The organism is Streptomyces sp. NBC_00273, from assembly GCF_036178145.1.
In the GTDB taxonomy this organism is placed as follows: domain Bacteria; phylum Actinomycetota; class Actinomycetes; order Streptomycetales; family Streptomycetaceae; genus Streptomyces.
The window spans coordinates 9,008,964-9,029,554 of sequence record NZ_CP108067.1 but is presented as its reverse complement, the minus strand read 5'-3'; the positions used below and the strand labels follow the sequence as shown (position 1 = coordinate 9,029,554).

The following is a 20,591-nucleotide window of genomic DNA, read 5'->3' as shown; positions in this document are numbered from 1 at the left end:
AACACGCGTACCACCCGCGCCACGCGCACCTCCCCGCACCTGCGCACCACCCCGCAGCCGGCGACCGCCCGGCCGCACCCACCTGCCCGCACCTGCCCCCACCCTGAAGAGGAGTCACCGTGCCGACGGTCCACCAAGTCGCCACGCCCCCCGCACCGGCCGATCCGGTGCACCCCTCCGTCGGTGCCGCCACCACGCTGCTCGACGCCTACCGCCCCGGGGCCCGGTTCCTCGCGACGCCCACCCGGACGCTGCTGGCCCGGGGCATCCGCCAGGAGGTCGCCCACTGTGCCGAACCCCTGCCGCACCGCGTCGCCCAGGCCCTGGCCGAGGCCCGGCGGGCCGGGCACCCCTACCCCGTGGTGATCGGCGCGATCCCCTTCGCCCCGGACGCGCGCGCCGCCCTCGTCGTGCCGGAGTCGCTGCGCAGCGGCCCGCCGCTGGCCTCCGACCCGCTGATCGCCCTGCCCGCCGCCGGACCGGCGCCCGCCGACTGGGCCATCGCCTCCGTCCCCGAGCCGGACGTCTACGCCAAGGGCGTGTCCTCGGCCGTGGACCGGATGTGGCAGGGGGAGTTCAGCAAGGTCGTACTGGCCCGGACCCTGGAACTCGCCTCCGACGGACCACTGGACATACCCGCCATGGTCCAGCGGCTCGCCCGCCGTGACCCCTCCGGCTACACCTTCGCGCTCCCCACCGGCCCCGGCCGCAACCTGCTCGGCGCCAGCCCCGAGCTCCTGCTGTCCCGCCGGGGCGACCGGCTCATCTCCAATCCGCTGGCCGGGTCGACCCCGCGCAGCGCGGACCTCGCCGAGGACGTCCGCCGGGCCGCCGCCCTGCTCCAGTCCGCCAAGGACCTGCACGAGCACGCCGTCGTCGTCGACGCGGTGCACCAGGCCATGGCCCCGTACTGCACCTCCCTCGACGTCCCGGAGCGGCCCACCCTGCTCCGTACGGCCACCATGTGGCACCTGTCCACCACCGTGACCGGAGTGCTCGCGCGGCCCGACGTCTCCGCTCTGGAGATCGCCTCCAGCCTGCACCCGACCCCGGCCGTCTGCGGCAGTCCGACCGACGTGGCCCGCAGGGTGATCGAAGAGACCGAGCCCTTCGACCGCGGCTTCTTCACCGGCATGATCGGCTGGGAGGACGGCACCGGCGACGGCGAGTGGGTCGTCACGATCCGCTGCGCCGAGGCCGAGGACAACCGGCTGCGCCTGTACGCCGGGGCGGGGATCGTCTCCGCTTCCGAGCCCGATGCCGAGACCGCGGAGACCGCGGCGAAGTTCCGCACCTTCCTGCAGGCCGTCGGAGCCGAACTGTGAGCGACCCCCGCGACCCCCGCGACCCCCGCCACGACCACGGCTCCGCCGCCGCCTGGCGGCCCTGGCCCGCCGAGTTCGCCGAGCGTTACCGGGCGGCCGGCTGGTGGCGGGGCGAGACCTTCGGATCCGTCCTGCGGGAGCGGGCCGCGGCCCACCCCGACCGGATCGCCGTCGTGGACCCGGCCGGCGGCCCGGACGGCGGCCGGCGCACCTGGAGCTACGGCGAACTCGACGCGCGGGCCGACCGGATGGCCGCGGGCCTCACGGCGCGCGGCATCGTCCCCGGCGACAAGGTGGTCGTACAACTGCCGAACACGGCCGAGTTCTTCGAGGTCGTCTTCGCGCTGTTCCGGATCGGCGCCCTGCCCGTCTTCGCCCTGCCGGCGCACCGCCGCACCGAGATCTCCTACTTCTGTTCCTTCACCGGGGCGGCGGCGTACGTGATCCCCGCGGTGCACGGCGGCTACGACTACCGCGAGCTCGCCGCCGCCGTCCGCGCCGAAGTCCCGGGACTGCGCGAGGTGTTCGTCGCGGACGCCGACCCGGGTGATTTCACCGCGCTGGCCGAGGTCCCGCTGGACGTACCCGCCGCAGGGCTCGGCCCCGGGCCCGCCCCGCACGACCTCGCCTTCCTGCAGCTCTCCGGCGGCAGCACCGGCGTGCCCAAGCTGATCCCGCGCACCCACGACGACTACATCTACTCGCTGTGGGCCTCGAACGAGATCTGCGCGGTGGACGCGGACTCGGTGTACTTGGTGGCCCTGCCCGCCGCCCACAACTTCCCGCTGTCCTCGCCCGGTTCGCTGGGCGCCCTGTACGCGGGGGGCCGGGTGGTGCTGTGCCCGCAGCCGGTGCCCGACGTCGCCTTCCCGCTGATCGAGTCCGAGGGCGTGACGATCACCGGCCTGGTCCCTCCGCTGGCCCTGCTCTGGACGGAGGCCGCCGCGCGCACCGACCGGGACCTCGGCAGCCTGGACGTCCTGCTGGTGGGCGGCGCCAAGTTCAGCGAGGAGGCCGCCCGCCGGGTCCGGCCGGGCCTGGGCTGCACCCTCCAGCAGGTGTTCGGGATGGCGGAGGGGCTGGTGAACTACACCCGCCTCGACGACCCCGAGGAGACCGTCGTCACCACCCAGGGCCGGCCGATCTCCCCGGGCGACGAGATCTTGATCGTCGACGCCGAGGACCGCGAGGTGCTCCCCGGCGAGTCCGGCCACCTGCTGACCCGCGGCCCCTACACCATCCGCGGGTACTGGAACGCGCCCGAGCACAACGCCCGGTCGTTCACCGCGGACGGTTTCTACCGGACCGGGGACATCGTCCGGATGACGCCCACCGGGCACCTGGTCGTCGAGGGACGCGCCAAGGACCAGATCAACCGGGGCGGGGAGAAGATCGCGGCGGAGGATGTGGAGAACCACATCCTGGCGCATCCGGCCGTCCACGACGCCAACGTGGTGGGCGAACCGGACCCCTATCTCGGCGAACGCACCTGTGCCTACGTGATCCTGCGCGAGGGCGCCGCAGAACTGCGGCCCGCCGCCGTGAAGAAGTTCGTGCGGGAGCGCGGCCTCGCGGCCTACAAGGTTCCGGACCGGGTGGAGTTCGTCGCCGCCTTCCCCAAGACCGGCGTGGGCAAGGTCTCCAAACGCGACCTGCGCACCGCCACACCCGCCGCCACACCCGCCGCCACACCCGCCGCCACACCCGCCGCACCCGCTGCCGCCCCCGTCCCCGTACCGCCCCATCAGCACTGAACGGATGAACCCATGGCCCTGCCCGCCATCGCCCCCTACCCGCTGCCGACCGCCGCGGAGCTGCCGGCCAACCGCGTCGACTGGACGGTGGATCCGGACCGCGCGGTCCTGCTCGTCCACGACCTGCAGAACTACTTCCTGTCGGCCTTCGACACGGACGCCCAGCCCGTCACCGGCATGCTCCAGCAGGTCGCGCGGCTGAAGAAGGAGGCGGGCCGGGCCGGGGTGCCCGTGTTCTACACCGCGCAGCCCGGCGGCCAGAGTCCGGCCGAGCGCGGGCTCCAGCAGGACTTCTGGGGGCCCGGTCTGCCCGCCGACCCGACGGCCGCCGCGATCCCCGCCGCCGTGGCGCCCGGCCCGGACGACACGGTGCTCACGAAGTGGAAGTACAGCGCCTTCGTCCGGACCGACCTCCTGGAACGGCTGCGCGCGATGGGCCGGGACCAGCTGGTGATCACCGGCGTGTACGCCCACATCGGCGTCCTGATGACGGCCTGCGACGCCTGGATGCAGGACGTCCGGGCGTTCGTGGTCGCCGATGCCGTCGCCGACTTCTCCGAGCGTGAGCACCGGATGGCCCTGGAGTGGGCGGCGGGCCGCTGCGCCGTGGTCACCACGGCCGACCTGGTCTGCGCACAGCTGTGAGACCGGCCCCGCTCCGGGCCCGACCGCGGCCGGCCGCCGCTCACGTACCCCCCGTGTATCCCGTGCCGCTGCCGGTGGCCCTGCCCGGGCAGACCCGCGTGTGGGCGGCATCGGTGGCGGAGAACGCGGCGGCCGCCACGGCCCGGCGGGGCGAGCTCGACCGTACCGAGTCCCTGCGGGCGGACCGTTTCCGGCGGTTCGCGGACGTGGACCGCTTCCTGGTCGCGCACGTCTGCCGGCGGGACGTCCTGGGCACGGTGCTCGGAACACCGCCGGCCCGCCTCATCATCGACCGGGAGCCGTGCGCCGCGTGCGGCGGTCCGCACGGGCGCCCCTACCTGCCGGGCCGCCCCGTCCACTTCTCCCTGGCGCACGCGGGCGACCTGGTCCTGCTCGCGGTGGCCCCCGTACCGGTGGGCGTCGACGTCGAGGACCTGCCGTCGGACGCCCTGGTGCACGAGACCATGGCCGGCCTGCACGAGGACGAACGCGCCGAACTGCTGGCCCTGCCCCGGCCCGCCCGGGCGGCCGCCTTCGCCCGCTGCTGGACGCGCAAGGAGGCCGTGCTGAAGTCCACCGGGCAGGGCCTGGCGCACGGCACGCGCCAGCCCTACGTGGGCACGGCCGCGGAACCCGGCGCACACCACCGAACACCGGGTGTACGACCTGCCGGTGCCCGCCGGCGGGGCCGCCGCCCTGGCCCTCTGGACCGGCTGACGGTCCTCCCCCCGCTCACCCCCGCTCCCCCGCCCCACGTGCCCGTTACCCGACGAAGGATCTCCCCATGACGGAACGTCTGAACGCCGCCCGGCCCTATGCCCTGGGCCTCTACCGGATCGTCACCGGCCTCCTGTTCGCCTGCCACGGCGCCGCTTCCCTCTTCGGCGTCCTCGGCGGCGCGCACGGCGGCGGCACGGTCCCCCTCGGGGCCTGGCCGGGCTGGTACGCGGCGGTGATCCAGCTCGTCGCCGGCGCCCTGGTGCTGCTCGGCGCCGGAACCCGCAGCGCGGCCTTCCTCGCCTCCGGCTCGATGGCGTACGCCTACTTCACGGCCCACCAGCCGGACGCCCTCTTCCCGATCCAGAACAGCGGCGAGTCCTCCGCGATGTACTGCTGGGCCTTCCTGCTGCTCGTCTTCACCGGCCCGGGCGCCTTCGCCCTGGACCGCTTCCTGCCCGCCCGAGGGAACCGGGCCGCGGAGAGCGAGCAGCGGCGCCGGCCGGCCGCCGCCTGAGCCCCGCCCCCACGCTCCCTGAGCCCCGCCCCGATTCCCCCGGGGGCGGGGCTCAGAGCTGCTCAGGGGCGCTCAGGGCTGTTCCAGGTAGCCGGCCAGGGCGGCGCGGCTGTGCCGCAGGCCCTCGATGCGCGCGTCCATGGCGGCCAGTTCGCCGTCGAGGACGGACCGGATCTCCTCGCACCAGGCGAAGCGCACCCCCTCGCCGCGCACGCACGGCAGCACCGCGCGGATCACCTCGGTGGACAGGCCGGCCGCGAGCAGGGCGCGCACCTTGCGCACGGCGGCCACGGAGTCCGCCGTGTAGTCGCGGTACCCGTTCGGGCCGCGCTCCGCGTCGAGCAGCCCCTGCGCCTCGTAGTAGCGCAGCAGCCGGGAGCTGACCCCGGTGCGCCGGGACAGTTCGCCGATCAGCATGTGCCGTACCTCTGCATCCGGTTGACCTTCACATTGATGTCAACGTCTAACGTCGGCCCCACCGGCGGGCATTCCGCCGGCCCGACCGCACTCCGCTGGAGTGATGTTCATGTCCGACCGCTCGTTCCTCTTCGTCCTCGGCAGCTCCCGTTCGGACGGGAACACCGAGATGCTCGCGAGGGCGGCCGCCGAACAGTTGCCGGCCGGTGTCCGGCAGCGGTGGGTCGACCTGGCCGGGGCGGCGTTGCCCGACTTCCAGGACGGGCGGCACGAGGCCGAGGATTGGACGCCCTCGGCGAGCGAGGAGGCCCTGCGGCTGGCCACGCTGGAGGGGACCGACGTCGTCATCGCCTCGCCCCTGTACTGGTACGCGCTCTCCGCGCACGCCAAGCGCTACCTCGACTACTGGTCGGGCTGGCTCACGACCCCCGGCTCGGACTTCAAGCAGCGGATGGCGGGCCGGACCCTGTGGGGCGTGACGGCCATGGCGGACCACGACGAGGTCCGCGCCGAGGGGCTGGTGACCAGCCTTCACCACACCGCGGCCTACCTGCGGATGGGGTTCGGCGGGGTGCTGCTCGGCAACGGCTCCCGGCCGGGCCAGGTGCGGGACGACGAGCGGGCGATGCTCCGCGCCAAGACCTTCTTCGCCCAGGACGCCCCCCTGGCCCGATTCCCGTAGGGGTCCAGCGCTTCGGGGGTCAGCCCGTGGTGGCCCGGGGGATGAGGCGGGTGCCGCACCAGCTGCAGTACCGGGCGTCGGCCTCGATGGCGTGCCGGTGGCACTGCTCGCAGACGAGGTGGAGCGGGCACTGCGGTGTGCGGGGTTCGGTGCGGGGCGGCCGGCCGATGGCCATGCCGGCCCGTCTGCGGTGCGCGGTGAGGAACACCAGTCCCTCGGGGCCTGCGCGGAGCGAGCGGGCGGAGCCGCGCGGCAGCAGGGTGAGGGAGCCGGGCACGACCTCCACCACGGCACCGTCCAGGGTCAGGGAACCGCCGCCCTGTACGACGGTGAGCAGGACGTCCACCTCGGGTTCCCGGTGCACGGCGATCTCGGCGCCGGGCAGCACGCGCACCAGATTCGCGTCGAGTTGTCGGCCCTTGTGCCGTAGTCGCCACAGGGCGCCGCCCTGGCCGTCCGCGGCGGCCTCGACCAATCCCGTGACCGTGACACCCACGGCTTCCCGCTCGACCACCCCATGTCCTTCCCGCGTGTTCGGCCGCTCTACCGACCTCGTGTTCGCCCATGAGATCACTTCGGTAGGTGTCCGCACCAACCGCCGGGGTGCGCAGCGGTCGCCCGGGCGAAGGCGAGTTGGGAAGGCATGCCGACCGTTGGGGTCAAGATCTGCCGGGTCACGGGTCTGTCCCGGCGCACGAAGACCTCGTACGGGTGCCCGGGAGCGACGCAAACCGCCGTACCGGCCGGTTGGAGGCGTCCCCGCACCACTGCGGGCGCGTCGGGTTCGACGATACGTGTAACAGGAAGGTACGGGTGGGCGGTCGGGTGGAACGGCGGCGCGGGTCGGGCGACTCCTGTTGGTCGAAGACACCCTCCCGAACCGATCCGCACCGCACCGACCGCCCGCACCTCCGTCCGATCGATCCTGAGGAAGAAACGATGCGCGTTCACCAGCTGACCCTCGCCGCCGTGGCCGTCGCCGCGAGCCTTTCGCTCACGGCCTGCCAGAACGGCGACGACGGGGCGGCGCGGAGCACCCCGTCGGCTTCGTCCACCGCGTCCGCCCCGTCCACCGCCTCGCCTTCGGGGGGCGGTTCGACTCAGGGCGGCGGGAAGCCCTCGCAGGGGACGGGCGCCGACGGCAAGGGTACGACCGGCGCCGGGACCGGCTCCGACGCGAGCGGCAAGGTCGGCAAGTGCCGGACCGACGAGCTGGCGATCACCGCCGCGGAACGCACCATCGGCGGCGACAAGGACGGCACGGTCGCGGTGACGCTGAAGAACCGCGGTACCCGGGACTGCACGATCTCCGGGTACGCGGGTGTCGACCTGAAGACCGACTCGGGCTCGCTGTCCGCGCAGCGTACGGGGCGGCAGGCCGACACGGCCGTCCTCAAGAAGGGCGAGTCGACCTACTTCGGCATCAGCTACCCGCTCAACACCTCGGGCGGCTCGGGCGTCCGCGTCACGGGGCTGGTGGTGACCCCGCCGGACGAGACCAGGTCGGTCACCCTCGCCTGGCCGGGCACCGGCACACTGCCGGTCACGGAGGGCGGCGGCGCCCCGGTGAAGGTCGGCCCGGTGGGGAGCGCCGGCCAGGGCGGCTGAGCCGGACACCCGAATGCCGACTGCCCCGTACCCGGGTCGTGACCCCGGGTACGGGGCAGGTCAGTTTCGGGCCCGGCCCGGCCCGGTCAGGCGGACCGGTCCAGCGAGCTGCGCACGTACGCGCCCGGGGTCTGCCCGAAGTGGCGGCGGAAGGCCAGGATGTAGCCGTTGGTGCTGACGAACCCCACCCGGGCGGCCACGGAACTGACCAACTGGCCCTGCTCCAGCAGGCCCAGCGAATGGTTGAGCCGGAGCCGGGTGCGCCATTCGGAGAAGGCCATCCCGGTCTCCGCGCGGAAGGCCCGGCGCAGGCTGGTCGAGCTCGTGTAGAGGTTCTCCGCCCACTCCGTCGCGGTGCGCGGGTCGCTCGGCGTCCGGGCCAACTCCCGCGCCACGGCGCCGGCGGTGTGGCTGGTGGGCTGGGGCAGCGGCAGGCAGTTGCGGTGCCCCGCGGACAGCGCGGCGAAGACCTCCGGGTCCTCCTCCTGGGCGCAGGTGCTGCGCATCCGCCCGAGGACGAGTCTGCGCTGGGCGTCGGTGACGTTGATGGTGGTGACGTCCCGGTACGGCAGTTCGAACCGATCCGCGTCGAAGGACTCGACCGCGATGACGGAGTCGGCTCCGAACCGTGCGCTGTGTGCGATGCCCGCCGGGATCCACAGGGCCACCGAGGCGGACAGTTCGTAGTCCCGGCCGAGGGCGGTGACCACGATCCGGCCGACCGGCACGTGCAGGAACTGGTGGAACTCGTGGACGTGCAGCGGGTGTCCGCCTTCGGCGATGAAATCGTCATCGGCCACGATCGCGTCCTCCGCACGGGTCTCCTCGGCCCGCACGCTGCGCAGTCCCGTCTCGGCCACAACATCCTCCCCTACCGCAGGGTCCGCATTCTTGACCCCTGATTGTGAGCGGTTCGACTCCGGCATTGGACCGGGCCCCGCTTCGGTAAGGCTAACCTAACTTCGAGCTTGAGCAGGTGAGGAGTACCCGAAGACCCATGAAGCAATCGGCTTCGCCGGCCGCACCACCGACCCCGACGCCCGCGCGGCCCCGTGCCCCGCGCGCAGCGGTGGTCGTGGTGCTCGCCGGCCTGATGCTGGCCGCCGTGACCATCGCGAGCATCGGCCTCGGTGCGCGTGACATATCCCCGCTGGAAATCGTGCGGATCCTGCTGCACCCCGGCGCGGAGGGCTACAACGGCGACGTCCTGTGGACGGAGCGGATACCCCGCACGCTCCTGGGCCTGACCGTCGGGGCCGCCCTCGGCGCCTCTGGGCTCATCATGCAGGCGCTGACGATGAACCCGCTGGCGGAGCCGGGCGTCCTCGGCGTGGAGCAGGGCGCGGCCGTGTTCGTCGTACTCGGCATCCTCTTCCTCGACACGTCCGGCGTGCACGGCTACTTCTGGATGGCGCTGACGGGCTCGGCGGTGACCGCGGTCCTCGTCTTCCTGATCGGGACCCGCACCAACGCGGGCAGCAGCACGATCGGACTGGTCCTCGCGGGCGTCGCCGTCGCCGCGGTGATGTCCTCGCTCATCACCCTGCTCGTGGTGCGCGACGAGGCCGTCTACGCCCACCTGCGCTTCTGGTCCGTCGGCCAACTCACCGGCCGGGGCCAGTTCCTGGGCCAGGTGCTCCCGTTCGCGCTCACCGGCCTGCTGCTGGCGCTTCCCCTGGGGCGCACCCTGAACCTGCTGAGCCTCGGTGACGAGACCGCCCGCGGGCTCGGCATCCGGGTGGAGCGGGCCCGGCTCGCGAGTGCGGCCGTGGCGGTGCTGCTGTGCGCCGCCGCCACCGCGGCCGTGGGGCCGGTGGCCTTCGTCGGACTGGTCGCCGCACACACCGCCCGGATGCTGGTGGGCGCGGACCACCGCTGGTCGCTGCCGCTGTCCATGGTGTGCGGAGCCGTCCTGCTCGTCGGCGCCGACACCGCGGGACGCCTGGTGATCGACCACGGTGAGATCCAGGTGTCGGTGATGACCGCCCTCCTCGGCACTCCCTTCTTCGTGTGGCTCGCGCGACGCCGCGACCTGGTCCGGATGTGAGTGACATGCCACAGACACACGCGCCCCGTACGGACGGGGCCCGGGACCTCGGACGGGCCTCCCGGGACACCGCGGCCGAGCTCAGGGCCGCCACCGCGGCCCGGCTGCGCGGTGCCCACCGGGCGGGGGTCCGCAGGGCCCGCCTCGTCGTCTGCGTACTCGTCCTGATGCTGCTCGGTCTGCTCGCCGCCTCGCTGCTGCTCGGCGGGGTCAAGCGGATCCCGGCGGGCGACGTCCTGCCCGCCGCCTTCGGGCTGCGCACCGGACTGGCCGACTACGTGATCTTCCGCATCCGGATGCCGCGCGCACTGGCGGCGCTGCTCGCCGGAGCCCTCTTCGGTCTCTCCGGCGCCCTGTACCAGCGGCTCATCCGCAACCCGTTGGCCACCCCGGACATCGTCGGCATCTCGGCGGGCGCCGGGGCCGGCGCCACCACGATGCTGCTGTTCGCCCCGGCGGTTCCCTTCGGGACCTCCCTGGCCGGCCTCGGCGGTGCCTTCGCCCTGGTGGCGACGGTGCTCGCGCTGAGCGGGCGCGGCGGGGGCGTGGACACGTACCGCCTGGTCCTCGTGGGCATCGGCCTGAGCGCCGTGTGCACCGCGTACGTGAACTACCTGTTCACGGTGGCCGGTCAGCACGGGATCGCGCAGGTGATGCGCTGGTTGGTCGGCAGCGTCAACGATGCCACCTGGGAAGGGGTGTCCACGCTGGCGGGCGCGCTCGCCGTGTGCGGGCTCTGCGCCGCGCTGCTGGGCCGCTCCCTGGGTGGCATGGCCCTCGGTGACCAGCTCGCCCTCGGGCTCGGCACCCGGGTGGGCGCCGTCCGGATCGCGACGCTGCTGGTCGGGGCCGCGGCCGCCGCGCTCGCCACCAGCGTCACGGGCCCGATCGGATTCGTCTCGCTGATCAGCGGTCCCATCGCGATCCGGCTGGTCGGCGCGGACCGGTCGGTCGCCCTGGCCGTCCCGATCGGCGCCGTCATCGTCCTCGGCGCCGACGTCCTCGCCCAGCACGGCCCTGTGATCAGCCCGGTACCGACGGGCGTCCTCACTGCACTGCTCGGCGCCCCCTACTTCGTCTGGCTGATCCTCCGGCGCAGGCAAGGAGCCCCCGCATGAGCGCACGACCCGCACCCGCCTCCCCCGACGCCGGCTTCCGGCTCGAAGCCCGCGGCATCAGCGCCGGGTACGAGCGCAAGCCGATCATCGAGGAGCTGTCCCTCGGGATCGAGCCCGGCAAGATCACCGCGCTGGTCGGCCCGAACGCCTGCGGCAAGTCGACCCTGTTGAAGTCCATCGCCCGGCTGCTGCCCGTCGCGGCCGGCTCGGTCCTCCTCGAAGGCCAGGACATCCACGCCCTGTCCACCCGCGAGGTGGCCCGGCGCCTGGGCATCCTGCCGCAGTCGCCGATCGCCCCGGAGTCCATCACCGTCGGCGACCTCGTCTGGCGCGGCCGCCATCCGCACCGTCGGTTCGGGCAGCGGCGCACCGCCGCCGACGACGTGGTCATCGCGGACGCCCTGCTGGCGACCGGTACCGCCGAGCTGGTCGACCGTCCGGTCGACCAGCTGTCCGGCGGCCAGCGCCAGCGCGTGTGGATCGCCCTCGCGCTCGCCCAGGACACGCCGACGCTGCTCCTGGACGAGCCCACCACCTACTTGGACATCGCGCACCAGATCGAGGTCATGGACCTCCTCGCCGACCTCAACGAGCAGGCCGGCAAGACGATCGTGCTGGTGTCCCACGACCTCAACCAGGCGGCCCTGTACGCCTCGACGATCGTCGCCATGCGCGACGGCCGGATCGTGCGCCGGGGCACTCCCGAAGAGGTGCTCACCGAGGAGACCGTGGCCGAAGTGTTCGGCCTGGACTGTCTCGTCGTCCCCCATCCCCGCTCAGAGCGGCCCCAGATCTTCCCCCTGGGCCGTCGAATCCCCGCATAGGAGACACCACCATCATGTCCGTTCTGCACAGAACGCGCCGTCGCCCGGTCCGCGCCCTCGCCGCCCTCACCGCGGCCGCCGCCTGTCTCGGCCTGCTCACCGCGTGCGGCGGCGGGGATTCGACCGCCGCCAAGGACAAGCCGGCCGCCGCCGGAGCCGACGCGTCCGCCGCCTTCCCCGTCTCCCTCACCAACGCGTGGGGCAAGACCGAGGTCAAGAAGAAGCCGGTGAAGGTCGCTACGGTCTCCGACGGAGACACCGCCATCGCGCTGGCCCTCGGTATCGTCCCGGTGATCACCCCGGACGTGGAGGACGGCGCCAAGGTGCCCGAGTACAAGCAGCGCGCCATCGACAAGCTCGGCGCCGGCAAGCTGAAGACGTACGACGACAGCGACGGCACCGCCTACGAGGCCATCGCGGCCGAGGCCCCCGACATCATCCTCGGCATGAACACCTGGGAGATGGACGCGGACTACGCCAAGCTGCAGCCGATCGCTCCGGTGGTCACCTTCACCGACAAGGCCCACGCCGACACCCTCACCTGGCAGGACCGGCTGAAGACGGCCGCTAAGGCCCTCGGTCTGAGCGCCAAGGCGGACGAGGTCATCGCGGCGAACGAGAAGGCCACGACGGAAGCCGCCGCCGCGCACCCCGAGTTCAAGGGCAAGGCGTACACCTACGCGGTCGTCCACCCCGAGCAGGTCAGCTTCATGTCCTACGCCGACCAGGACCCGGGCGTCTTCGAGAAGCTCGGCTTCACCAAGACCGACAAGGCGAAGAACTACGCGCCGAACAAGAACGCCGTGAGCCTGGAGAACCTGGACCAGCTCGACGCCGACGTCCTCCTCGTCACCTACCCCTTCGGTGACCGCGGTGTGATCGGCGCGACCGAGCTGGAGTCCAACAAGCTGTTCCAGTCGCTGAACGCGGTGAAGACCAAGCACTTCACGGTCATCCCGTCGGACAACTCGCTCTCCTCGGCCATCGCCTACCCGGACCCGCTGAGCGCCCCGTGGGTGGTCGAGCAGCTCGCCCCGCTCCTCGCGAAGGCCGTCGCCGGCCAGTGACACCCGCGCTCACGCGGCCCGCGGGCGGGCCCGGCTCCTCGAGGAGCCGGGCCCGCCGCGGCGGTTCCGGCCGAGCACCCCGTCGTGCACACCGGGGTGGACGACGTGCTGCCACCGACCACGGGAGACGAACCTGCACTCAGTGGTGCCAGGCGTGGCCTCCCGTGTTGTGGATGAACCGCTGGAGGACCTTGAGCGTGATGACGTACTCCTCGTCCGGGATCCCCCGGTGCCGCTCCTGCCACAGCTCCGCCTGCGTCGCGGCCACCCGGGCGTGGAAGTCCGTTCCCGCGGCCGTGAGTTCGAGGTGTCCGTCCGCGTCCTGCGTGACCCAGCCGCGGCCGACGGTGGCGTCGATCTCCTCGTCGAGGTCGTCGATGCCCACGGCTGCGTAGCCGCTCAGCACGCCGGTCACCCCGTCGCGGGTCGGCGGCACCTCGGCATTCGCGATCTGGGCCAGGATCCATGCCTGCGGCTGAGTGGTGCCGATTCCGGCGAGGACGGCCCTGATGCGGGTGACCACCGCGTCCGAGGCGGCCCAGCTCCAGTAACCGATGGGCTGCCGGACCAGTTCGGCATCGTCGTGCGAGTACTCCATGGCGGATCCGCTCCGTTCGCTCACTTCGAGATCGTCTGCGCACGACACCGTAGGAGCTCGAGCGCGCTTGAGGTCCAGCCCTCAGGGTCGGGTCGGTGCGGGGAGCCGGACGGTGAGCTCGCCGGAGGGCATCGTGAGGAGCCGGTGGCCGCGGGCGATGGTGTCCGCGCGGTGCGCGATCACGATGAGGGTCCGGTCCGCGGCCGCCGCCGACAGGGCCTCCTCGATCCGGCCCGCCGTGTCCTGGTCGACCCCGGCCGTGGCCTCGTCGAGGACGAGGACCGCCGGATCGGCCGGCGCCGCCCGGGCGATGGCCACCAGTTGACGCTCACCGGCCGACAGCGTACGGGTGCCCACGCGGGTATCGAGGCCCTCGGGGAGGGAGCGGATCCAACCCATGAGGCCGAGCCCGGCCACCGTCTCCTCCATGCGGGCACGGTCCGGGGGTACGGCGGTCATCCCGAGGTTCTCGGCGAGGGTGCCGTCGACCAGGGCGACCTCCTGCGGGACCAGCGCGACGCGGGACCGCAGCCGGGCCGGGTCCAAGCCGGCCAGGTCGTGTCCGGCGAAGGCCACCGTGCCCCGGTCCGGCGGGTAGAGCCCGGCCAGCAGCCGGCCCAGGGTGGACTTGCCGGATCCCGTCTCCCCCCACGATGACCAGACGATCGCCCGCGGGCACCGTCAGGGACAGCCCGGCAACGACGGGCGGCCGGTCGCCCCGGCACCCGTAGGAGAACTCCACGCCCGTCAGCCCGCCCTGCTCCTCCTCAACCGCTTCTTCCCGCCCCGGGGCGCAGCAGGGCGGGCGGTGGGGTGGGTGAGGGGGACACCGTGGCCACGCTAGGAGCGCGTCCGGCACCGGCGTCGAAGCCTGCGCACCGGATCGTGGAAGCGGGCGTCCGGATTGCGCGCGGGGTGGCAGTGCCGTGGTCCGCGGGTTGGATGCGGGGCGCGCGCAGCGCCGTAGCGTGGCCGCATGCCGGATCTGCCGGACGGATGTGAAGGAGCAAGTCGGATGTCCACCCGTAGTCCCCGCTCGGTCGTCACCTTCCCCATCGTGCTCAGGGAGCTGACGGTGCTGCGCGTCTCGGACGTCACGCCCGGGATGCGGCGGGTGACCCTGGGCGGGCCTCAGCTGCACGCCTTCGAGCACGCGGGCCTGTCCCTGCCGCCGCTGCGCACGGAGGGCTTCGACGACCACGTGAAGTTCTTCTTCGCGGAGGAGGGCCGGGATCCGGTGCTGCCCCGGCAGAACGTCAGCAGCCTGGACTGGCCTTCGGACGGACGGCCGATCTCCAAGGACTACACGCCGGTGCGGTTCGACCCGGTGGCCGGGGAGATCGACTTCGACTTCGTCCGGCACGACGGCGGGATCGCATCGTCGTGGGCGCAGCAGGCCGTTCCGGGCCAGGTGACCTGGATCGCCGGGCCGAAGATGTCGCACGGCCACCCCGAGGGCGCGGACTGGCTGCTGGTGATCGGCGACGAGACGGCGCTGCCCGCGATCGGCCGCTGGCTCGACGAGATGCCCGAAGGGACCCGGGCCCGGGTGTTCGTCGAGGTCGGCGAGGAGAGCCACCGCCAGGAGCTGCCGACGCGCGCGGAGGCCGAGGTCACCTGGCTGGTGCGCGCGGGCACGCCGGCCGGGCGCAGCGATCTGCTGGAGCGCGCGGTGCGCGACATGGAGTGGCTGCCGGGCACGGTGTTCGTCTGGGCGGCCGGGGAGGCCGTCACCCTCAAGGGCATCCGGCGGCACCTGTCGGTGGAGCGGGGTGTTCCGCGCGAGCAGACGCACATCACCGGGTACTGGCGGCGGGCCGAGGTCGCGCCCGGCCTCGCCGAGCCCGCCGACCCCGATGTCCTGGAGGGCGAGGACGCGCACGGCCGGCTCCACGAACTGACCGACCTGGCACCGGGGCTGGCGATCCGCGTGGCCGTCACCCTGGGCCTGGTCGACCTGGTCTACCAGGGCGTACGGGAGCCCGGGGAGCTGGCGCGGCGCAGCGGGACCGAGCCGCGCTCGCTGGGCGCGCTGCTGAAGTACCTCGTGGAGATCGAGGTGTTCGAGCAGGCCGAGGACGGCTACCGGCTGACGCCGGTGGGCGAGGAACTGGTCGAGGACGACCACTCGTTGGAGGAGTACGACCTGCGCGGCGCGCAGGCCGCCTTCGACCTGTCGCTGGCGGGGCTCGCCGAGCGGCTGCGTTCGGGCGCGAACGGCTGCCGGACGGCGTCCGGTGAGACCCTGGCGGAGGCGCTGCGCACCGACGTGCGCCTCGGCGGTTCGGCCCGTACCGCGATCGAGGACGAGGCGCGCTGGGTCTCGACCGGGGTGGCCGGCGCCTACGACTGGTCGGCGGTGGACGTCCTCGGTGCGTCGGGCAACGGCGCCGGCACGGTCGTGAACGCGCTCGTCAAGGAGTTCCCCGGACTGCGGGTGCGGCTCGCCGCCCTGCCGTCGGTGCTGGGCGTCCTGGGCGGGCAGATCCTCGATCCGGAGGTGCTGCCCCGGGTGGAACTCGTCGCGCAGACCCACCCGGTGCCGTCGGGTGCGGGGACGCTGCTGCTGTGCCGGCTGCTGGAGTGGCTGCCGGACGAGGACGCGGTGCTGACGCTGACGGAGGCCGCGGCCGCGCTGCCGGCCGACGGCGTCCTGGTGCTGGTCGAGCAGGTCGAGGCGGCCGACCCGGACGACATCGACGCGGCCCTGCACCACCTGCGGCTCACGGCGGCGTTCGGCTCCGGGCTGCGTTCGGTGAAGGACGTGACCGTGCTGGCGGAGCGGGCCGGGCTCGCGGTGCGCGCCTGCCGTGACGTCGGCTGGGACCACCGCCTGTGGGTGCTCGCGCCGACCGCCTGACCCCGGACGCGGCGTGCCGCCCGGCCGGGCACGGTAGCGATCCATCCGGTTTGTGCCACTCTGTGCTCATGATGTCTGAGGTCACGGCCACGGCCTGGGCCGGGCAGCAGGTCGCCGCGGTCCGCGATGACCCCGCCGGGCGGATGGCCCTGATGGAGCGGTGCTACTCCGGTCCGTTCGGCAAGGCGCCCCGGCACCTGCCGTTCCGCCGGGCGGCGATGTCGTTCATGCGCTGGCAGGTGCGGCGGGGCGTGCTGCAGCCGGCGTTCGCCGACCGGCCCGGCAGTCCGTGGTGGCGGGCGGTGAACGAACGGATCCTTCGTGACGGCTGCGAGGCGGTGGGCCTGAGCGGCGGGCTCGCCGGGCCCGCCTCCTCGCGGACCGTCGACCACTGGCTGTCCTTCGCCGACCACCCCACGGCCCGGGCCTGGTACAGGGCGCACAACGGGAGCGTGGTCGCCGCCTACCTGGAGCACCGCGACCTCGCGGAGGCGGAGAACGAGACCGAGCGGTTCTTCATGAACGTCGTCCTCTGCCGCGTCCTCTACGCCCACGCCCTCGTTGCGGCGCCTCGTATCGCCCTCGGCCGGCTGCGTCCGCTCGCCCCCTTCCTCGGCGATCCGAGAGTGGAGATGACCGGGATCTTCTTGCAGCTGTCCCGTGTGCTCCCCGACGCGTACCCGCTCCACGACTCGGTGCGGTCCCACCTCGACCGGGAGATCGGCTTCGGCCGCCTCCTCGACTTCGGCGTGATCGCGCCGAGACTGCAGCAGCTGTACGAGTGGTCGGCCCACGAACTCGCGGCGCCCGGCCTGCTCGACTGCGTCCGCGACGGATCCCCGGTCTACGCCTGGTCGTTCGCCGACCGGACCGTCTGGCAGCCCCCGGATTCCTTCGTCCTCCGCGTGATCCACCGGGCGCTCCCGCCTCCCCCGCGCACCCCGTACCGATGACGGACGTCCGGGCTCCGGTTCAGCTCCGTCCGGCGGCGGGGTCCGGTGCGCCCGCCCTGCGGGCGTGCAGCACGTGCGCGTCCAGGGGCAGGGGCTCGTGGCCGACGAGCTGGAGGCCCGCGTCGGCGAACAGGCGCGCGTAGTGGTCGGCCCGGCGTTCGCGGCCACCGACGTTGCACAGCATGTGCAGGTCCCAGGCGGTGGCCAGCGAGGGGGAACCGTCGACGGGCAGGAGGCGTTCCACGACGAGCAGGTCCGCGTGGGCGGGCATCGCGCGGACGCAGGTGCGCAGGATCTCGCGGCAGCGGTCGTCGTCCCAGTCGTGCAGGACGCGGGACAGGACGTAGACGTCGCCGCCGGGCGGTACGTCGGCGAAGTCGCCCGCGCGGTAGTCGCAGCGCGCGCCGCAGCCCGCGGCGTCCAGCAGCCGGCGGGCGGCCTCGACGGCGTGCGGCCGTTCGAGGAGGACACCGCGCAGGCGCGGGTGCGCGGTGAGGATGCGGCCGAGGAGCTCCCCGTTGCCTCCGGCGACGTCCACGACGGTCGCGGCCGCGGGTGCCTGGGCCGCGGCGGTGATGACCGGGTGGGCGGGGAGCGGCTCGAACATCCGTGAGCTCGCGGCCATGGACAGGTCGAAGAGCGCGGCGAGTTCGGGGTCGCGGGCGAAGTGGTCGAAGTGGTTCTCGCCGAAGAGGTGGTCGAAGGCCGGCCGGCCGGTCCGCACGGCGTGGTCGAGGCCGCCGAAGGAGCGGTAGAACGGGCCTCCGTACATCAGGGCCAGCGGTCGCATCGACCCGGGCGCGTCCCCGCGCAGCAGGGCGCCGAGCTCGGTCAGGCGGAATCCTGCGGGCTCCGGGGCGGGTGCCGAGTCCACGGCGGGAACGGAACCCGGCGTGACGACGCCGAGCATGGCGAGGTAGCGCAGGAGCGTGGCGAGACTCCGGGGGTGGGTTCCGGTCAGCCGGGCGAGGTCCTCGGTGCGGTGCGCGGTACGGGTGTCCATGGCGTCGGGCAGGCCCAGCCGCGCGGAGGCGGCGAGCGCCTGTGTCGTCCACGCACCGGTGAGGAGGTGAAGGAGCGTTTCGGCGGGCTGCCGTGCGTCGTGGCCGGGTCGGTGGTGCTGCTCGGGGTGGTCCAGGTGGGCGGCGAGGGTGTCCCGGTGGTCGCCCCGTGCGTAGAGCTCCAGCCGCTGGTAGTCGCAGGCCGCGTCGGCAGGGAGGGTGAAGTAGAGGACGGTGCCGTCCTCGTGCGGGTTGTAGCCGCCGCCGTCGGGCCGCGCGCCGTGGCGGACGAGGATCGCGCACAGGCCGCGCAGGGCCAGTGGTTCGGGGCGCTCGATCTCGAAGGCGAGGTGCGCCTCGTGCCGGTGAGTGCGTTCATGGGCGGCGATCGGTTCCAGGTCGGAGTGCGGGGGCACGGTCAGGGCGAACACCTCGACCGCGCGCCGTTCGCCGATGGCGCCGGGCACCTGCGGGCGCAGGATCTGCACGTCGAGCTCGGCCGGGTCGCGCCGGTGGCGCCGGGCGAGGCGTTCCCGGACCACCACGCTGGGGTGGGAGGGAGTGTCCACGGCCAGTCCGCAGGCGGCGAGTTGGGTCCGCAGGCCGTCCGCGTCCGGCGGGAAGAGCAGCAACCCCGCGTGGGCGAACCGGCAGTGCCCGGCCAGCGCCCGCAGGTCCGGGCCGTCGAGGCCGGGCAGGAGGAGGGGGAGCAGGGCGGCGCTGTCGTGCTCGCGGACGAACCGGGCCGCCGCGCGCAGGCAGGCCGTGTCGTCCAGGAGCAACGTTTCGTCGGGGAGGGTCGTCGTCATCGTGGAGGTGTCCTCGGGCCGGTACGGGGCTGAGCGGGGCAGGGTGAAGCGGTGGGCGGGTGGCCCGGTTGGTGCGGGGTGGAGCGAGCGGTACGGGAGCGGGGTGCCGCAGCGGTCACACGCCGACGTAGTTCTCGGCGAACCAGTCCTGGTGGATGCGCGAGGTGCGCAGCGAAGCGAGCCGGGAACGCCGCAGGGCGGCCTGGAAGGGCGCTCCGGCATCCTGGTCCCGGTCGGGGGTCGCGTGCAGGAGCCGGGTCATCCACCCGGTGAACTCCTGTGCCCGCCAGATGTGTGTCAGGCACCGGTCCGAGTACCCGTCGAGTCCTGTGGTGTCGCCCCGGGTGAGGGCGTCGACGAGGGCTTCGGCCAGGATCTCGGCCTCCAGCACCGCGAGGTTGGCGCCCTTCGCGGCGGCCGGGGCGAGCAGGCTCGCCGCGTCGCCCGCCAGGAAGAGCGCGCCGTGACGCAGCGGTTCGACGACGTCGCACGCGAGGTCGAAGACCCCGCGTTCCAGGAGTCTGCCCCGTCGGAGCGGGCCGTGGTCCGCGGCGCGCATCCGGACGTCGAGCTCGTCCCAGATCCGCTGCTCGGGCCAGGCGTCGGCGGGCGTGCCGCGCTGCCACTGGAGGTAGTAGCGGGTGACGTGCGACGTGCGGGCCATGTGCCCGGCGAAGCCGCGGTCGTGGACGGCGTAGCCGACGGCGTCCAGACTCGCAGGGGTCTCGGCGAGCAGGCCGAGCCAGGTCACCCCGTGGTCGTACTGGTGGTGCCGGGCGGCGCCCGGTGGCAGTGAGCGGCGGGCCGCCCCGTACCGACCGTCGCAGCCGGCGACGTACCGGGCGCTCCACCGGGTGGAACGGCCGTCGGGCCCGCTCGTCGTGACGGACGGCCGGGTGCCGTCGGTGTCCTGCACGGCGAGCGCCTCGGTGCGGAAGCAGATGCGTCCGCCGAGGTCGAGGTAGTGGTTCAGGAGGTCCGTGACCAGGTTCTGTTGCGGGTACACGTGATGCTGCCCGCCCTGGCCGAGGGCTCCGTAGTCGAGGCGGAACCGGCCGTCCTCCGTGCGGAACTCGCACGTTCCGTGGCGTCGACCGTGCCGGTGCAGGCCGTCGGCGAGGCCGTGGCGGTCCAGGATCCGCACGGTGTTCGGGGCGAGGAACCCGGCGCGGGCCCGGGTCTGAACATGGGTGCGGGAGGCACGTTCCAGGATGACGCAGTCGATCCCGGCGGCGTGCAGCAGGATTCCGAGGACGAGTCCTGCGGGGCCTGCACCGAGGACGACCACGTCGGCCGATTCACGTAACGTGCGTGAGGCGTTACTTTCCGTCATAGCGGGTGAAGCATAAGCACGTGAAGATCCACAGACCTACCTGAACCATCCTTAGGCGGGAATAGAGTGACAATCGCCATGGATGTTCCCACCCGGGGTGACGGGGGCAGGTACCGGTTTCCGCAGTCGGCCGGTGGTGCGCTCCGGGCGTGCGGAGGCGGACGCGCTCTCCGGCGCACGCAAAGCCATCGGGCCGCCGAGCCGTCAGCGGACGGGCCGGTCAGCGGACGGGCCGGTCGGCGGTTTGCGGGAGGGCCCCCGGGACATCCGGGCGTGCGCCTACGGCCGGTCCGGCACCGTCCGCCGACTCCGGCCG

At 73.4% G+C, this 20,591-nt stretch carries 20 protein-coding genes; 13 read left to right on the top strand and 7 right to left on the bottom strand.

All coding sequences use genetic code 11. The features are described from left to right. Positions 1–119 precede the first annotated feature (119 nt). Genes dhbC through OG386_RS40475 form a run of 5 tightly spaced genes read left to right on the top strand, consistent with a single transcriptional unit; the run spans position 120 to position 4,958 of the window. Entirely contained in the window at positions 120–1,325 is a 1,206-nt protein-coding gene (gene dhbC, locus OG386_RS40495; RefSeq protein WP_328792318.1) for an isochorismate synthase DhbC, read from the top strand. After that, positions 1,322–3,079 carry a (2,3-dihydroxybenzoyl)adenylate synthase gene (locus OG386_RS40490; RefSeq protein ID WP_328792317.1) on the top strand — a complete coding sequence of 586 codons (1,758 nt, stop codon included), beginning with the start codon at positions 1,322–1,324 and terminating at the stop codon, positions 3,077–3,079. The genes dhbC and OG386_RS40490 overlap by 4 nt, the downstream gene beginning before the upstream one ends. Before the next feature lie 12 nt (positions 3,080–3,091). After that, positions 3,092–3,724, top strand: coding sequence for an isochorismatase family protein (locus tag OG386_RS40485; RefSeq protein WP_328792316.1), 633 nt, complete (start codon positions 3,092–3,094; stop codon positions 3,722–3,724). Positions 3,725–3,777: 53 nt separating this feature from the next. Beyond that, complete coding sequence (locus OG386_RS40480) at positions 3,778–4,512, top strand: 4'-phosphopantetheinyl transferase family protein (protein ID WP_328792315.1); 735 nt, start codon at positions 3,778–3,780, stop codon at positions 4,510–4,512. Continuing rightward, positions 4,509–4,958, top strand: coding sequence for a DoxX family protein (locus OG386_RS40475; RefSeq protein WP_328792314.1), 450 nt, complete (start codon positions 4,509–4,511; stop codon positions 4,956–4,958). Before OG386_RS40480 ends, OG386_RS40475 begins: the two co-directional genes overlap by 4 nt. A gap of 72 nt (positions 4,959–5,030) precedes the next feature. On the opposite strand, the gene OG386_RS40470 is transcribed toward OG386_RS40475, so the two are convergent. Next, on the bottom strand, positions 5,031–5,375 hold the full coding sequence (locus tag OG386_RS40470) for a MerR family transcriptional regulator (protein ID WP_266601067.1): 345 nt from the start codon (positions 5,373–5,375) through the stop codon (positions 5,031–5,033). A 109-nt stretch (positions 5,376–5,484) separates the two neighbouring features. Here OG386_RS40470 and OG386_RS40465 point away from each other — a divergent pair, with 109 nt between their 5' ends. Then, positions 5,485–6,057, top strand: coding sequence for a flavodoxin family protein (locus OG386_RS40465; RefSeq protein ID WP_328792313.1), 573 nt, complete (start codon positions 5,485–5,487; stop codon positions 6,055–6,057). Between the two features lie 19 nt (positions 6,058–6,076). Here the strand turns inward: OG386_RS40465 and OG386_RS40460 are convergent, their stop codons facing one another. Then, positions 6,077–6,571: a hypothetical protein gene (locus OG386_RS40460; RefSeq protein ID WP_328792312.1), complete on the bottom strand. Its 495-nt coding sequence runs from the start codon at positions 6,569–6,571 to the stop codon at positions 6,077–6,079. A 425-nt stretch (positions 6,572–6,996) separates the two neighbouring features. On the opposite strand from OG386_RS40460, the gene OG386_RS40455 reads away from it, so the two are divergent. Continuing rightward, entirely contained in the window at positions 6,997–7,665 is a 669-nt protein-coding gene (locus tag OG386_RS40455; RefSeq protein WP_328792311.1) for a DUF4232 domain-containing protein, read from the top strand. 86 nt (positions 7,666–7,751) lie between these two features. Here OG386_RS40455 and OG386_RS40450 read toward each other — a convergent pair whose 3' ends face one another. Next, a complete protein-coding gene (locus OG386_RS40450; protein ID WP_328792310.1) occupies positions 7,752–8,525 on the bottom strand; it encodes a helix-turn-helix transcriptional regulator in 774 nt (257 codons plus the stop codon). A 137-nt stretch (positions 8,526–8,662) separates the two neighbouring features. Here OG386_RS40450 and OG386_RS40445 point away from each other — a divergent pair, with 137 nt between their 5' ends. From OG386_RS40445 to OG386_RS40430, 4 genes are read left to right on the top strand one after another with little or no spacing between them, the layout of a single operon-like run. Next, the gene (locus tag OG386_RS40445; RefSeq protein WP_328792309.1) at positions 8,663–9,712 is read left to right on the top strand and encodes a FecCD family ABC transporter permease; all 1,050 of its coding nucleotides are present in this window, start codon (positions 8,663–8,665) and stop codon (positions 9,710–9,712) included. Between the two features lie 5 nt (positions 9,713–9,717). Further along, positions 9,718–10,830 (top strand): FecCD family ABC transporter permease, encoded by a 1,113-nt coding sequence (locus OG386_RS40440; protein WP_328792308.1) that lies wholly within the window; start codon positions 9,718–9,720, stop codon positions 10,828–10,830. Continuing rightward, positions 10,827–11,654 (top strand): ABC transporter ATP-binding protein, encoded by an 828-nt coding sequence (locus OG386_RS40435; RefSeq protein WP_328792307.1) that lies wholly within the window; start codon positions 10,827–10,829, stop codon positions 11,652–11,654. The genes OG386_RS40440 and OG386_RS40435 overlap by 4 nt, the downstream gene beginning before the upstream one ends. A 14-nt stretch (positions 11,655–11,668) precedes the next feature. Continuing rightward, a complete protein-coding gene (locus OG386_RS40430) occupies positions 11,669–12,721 on the top strand; it encodes an ABC transporter substrate-binding protein (protein WP_328792306.1) in 1,053 nt (350 codons plus the stop codon). Between the two features lie 139 nt (positions 12,722–12,860). Here OG386_RS40430 and OG386_RS40425 read toward each other — a convergent pair whose 3' ends face one another. Together OG386_RS40425 and OG386_RS40420 are read right to left on the bottom strand one after the other, a co-directional pair. Continuing rightward, complete coding sequence (locus OG386_RS40425) at positions 12,861–13,319, bottom strand: MarR family transcriptional regulator (protein WP_328793531.1); 459 nt, start codon at positions 13,317–13,319, stop codon at positions 12,861–12,863. 81 nt (positions 13,320–13,400) lie between these two features. Next, positions 13,401–13,928 carry an ABC transporter ATP-binding protein gene (locus OG386_RS40420; RefSeq protein ID WP_328793530.1) on the bottom strand — a complete coding sequence of 176 codons (528 nt, stop codon included), beginning with the start codon at positions 13,926–13,928 and terminating at the stop codon, positions 13,401–13,403. A 406-nt stretch (positions 13,929–14,334) separates the two neighbouring features. Here OG386_RS40420 and OG386_RS40415 point away from each other — a divergent pair, with 406 nt between their 5' ends. Both OG386_RS40415 and OG386_RS40410 read left to right on the top strand, forming a co-directional pair. Then, positions 14,335–16,179 carry a siderophore-interacting protein gene (locus tag OG386_RS40415; RefSeq protein WP_328792305.1) on the top strand — a complete coding sequence of 615 codons (1,845 nt, stop codon included), beginning with the start codon at positions 14,335–14,337 and terminating at the stop codon, positions 16,177–16,179. Between the two features lie 68 nt (positions 16,180–16,247). Beyond that, the gene (locus OG386_RS40410; protein WP_328792304.1) at positions 16,248–17,132 is read left to right on the top strand and encodes a hypothetical protein; all 885 of its coding nucleotides are present in this window, start codon (positions 16,248–16,250) and stop codon (positions 17,130–17,132) included. Positions 17,133–17,151: 19 nt separating this feature from the next. On the opposite strand, the gene OG386_RS40405 is transcribed toward OG386_RS40410, so the two are convergent. Both OG386_RS40405 and OG386_RS40400 read right to left on the bottom strand, forming a co-directional pair. Further along, a complete protein-coding gene (locus OG386_RS40405) occupies positions 17,152–18,942 on the bottom strand; it encodes a methyltransferase (protein ID WP_328792303.1) in 1,791 nt (596 codons plus the stop codon). 115 nt (positions 18,943–19,057) lie between these two features. Beyond that, entirely contained in the window at positions 19,058–20,275 is a 1,218-nt protein-coding gene (locus OG386_RS40400) for a 4-hydroxybenzoate 3-monooxygenase (RefSeq protein WP_328792302.1), read from the bottom strand. Positions 20,276–20,591: the final 316 nt, after the last annotated feature.

Coding starts and splice junctions, on each gene's coding strand:
- OG386_RS40415 (WP_328792305.1), top strand. CDS start 14,335: ATGTCCACCCGTAGTCCCCGCTCGGTCGTCACCTTCCCCATCGTGCTC.
- OG386_RS40445 (WP_328792309.1), top strand. CDS start 8,663: ATGAAGCAATCGGCTTCGCCGGCCGCACCACCGACCCCGACGCCCGCG.
- OG386_RS40400 (WP_328792302.1), bottom strand. CDS start 20,275: ATGACGGAAAGTAACGCCTCACGCACGTTACGTGAATCGGCCGACGTG.
- OG386_RS40485 (WP_328792316.1), top strand. CDS start 3,092: ATGGCCCTGCCCGCCATCGCCCCCTACCCGCTGCCGACCGCCGCGGAG.
- OG386_RS40440 (WP_328792308.1), top strand. CDS start 9,718: ATGCCACAGACACACGCGCCCCGTACGGACGGGGCCCGGGACCTCGGA.
- OG386_RS40405 (WP_328792303.1), bottom strand. CDS start 18,942: ATGACGACGACCCTCCCCGACGAAACGTTGCTCCTGGACGACACGGCC.
- OG386_RS40425 (WP_328793531.1), bottom strand. CDS start 13,319: ATGGAGTACTCGCACGACGATGCCGAACTGGTCCGGCAGCCCATCGGT.
- OG386_RS40465 (WP_328792313.1), top strand. CDS start 5,485: ATGTCCGACCGCTCGTTCCTCTTCGTCCTCGGCAGCTCCCGTTCGGAC.
- OG386_RS40470 (WP_266601067.1), bottom strand. CDS start 5,375: ATGCTGATCGGCGAACTGTCCCGGCGCACCGGGGTCAGCTCCCGGCTG.
- OG386_RS40435 (WP_328792307.1), top strand. CDS start 10,827: ATGAGCGCACGACCCGCACCCGCCTCCCCCGACGCCGGCTTCCGGCTC.
- OG386_RS40430 (WP_328792306.1), top strand. CDS start 11,669: ATGTCCGTTCTGCACAGAACGCGCCGTCGCCCGGTCCGCGCCCTCGCC.
- OG386_RS40475 (WP_328792314.1), top strand. CDS start 4,509: ATGACGGAACGTCTGAACGCCGCCCGGCCCTATGCCCTGGGCCTCTAC.
- OG386_RS40455 (WP_328792311.1), top strand. CDS start 6,997: ATGCGCGTTCACCAGCTGACCCTCGCCGCCGTGGCCGTCGCCGCGAGC.
- OG386_RS40410 (WP_328792304.1), top strand. CDS start 16,248: ATGATGTCTGAGGTCACGGCCACGGCCTGGGCCGGGCAGCAGGTCGCC.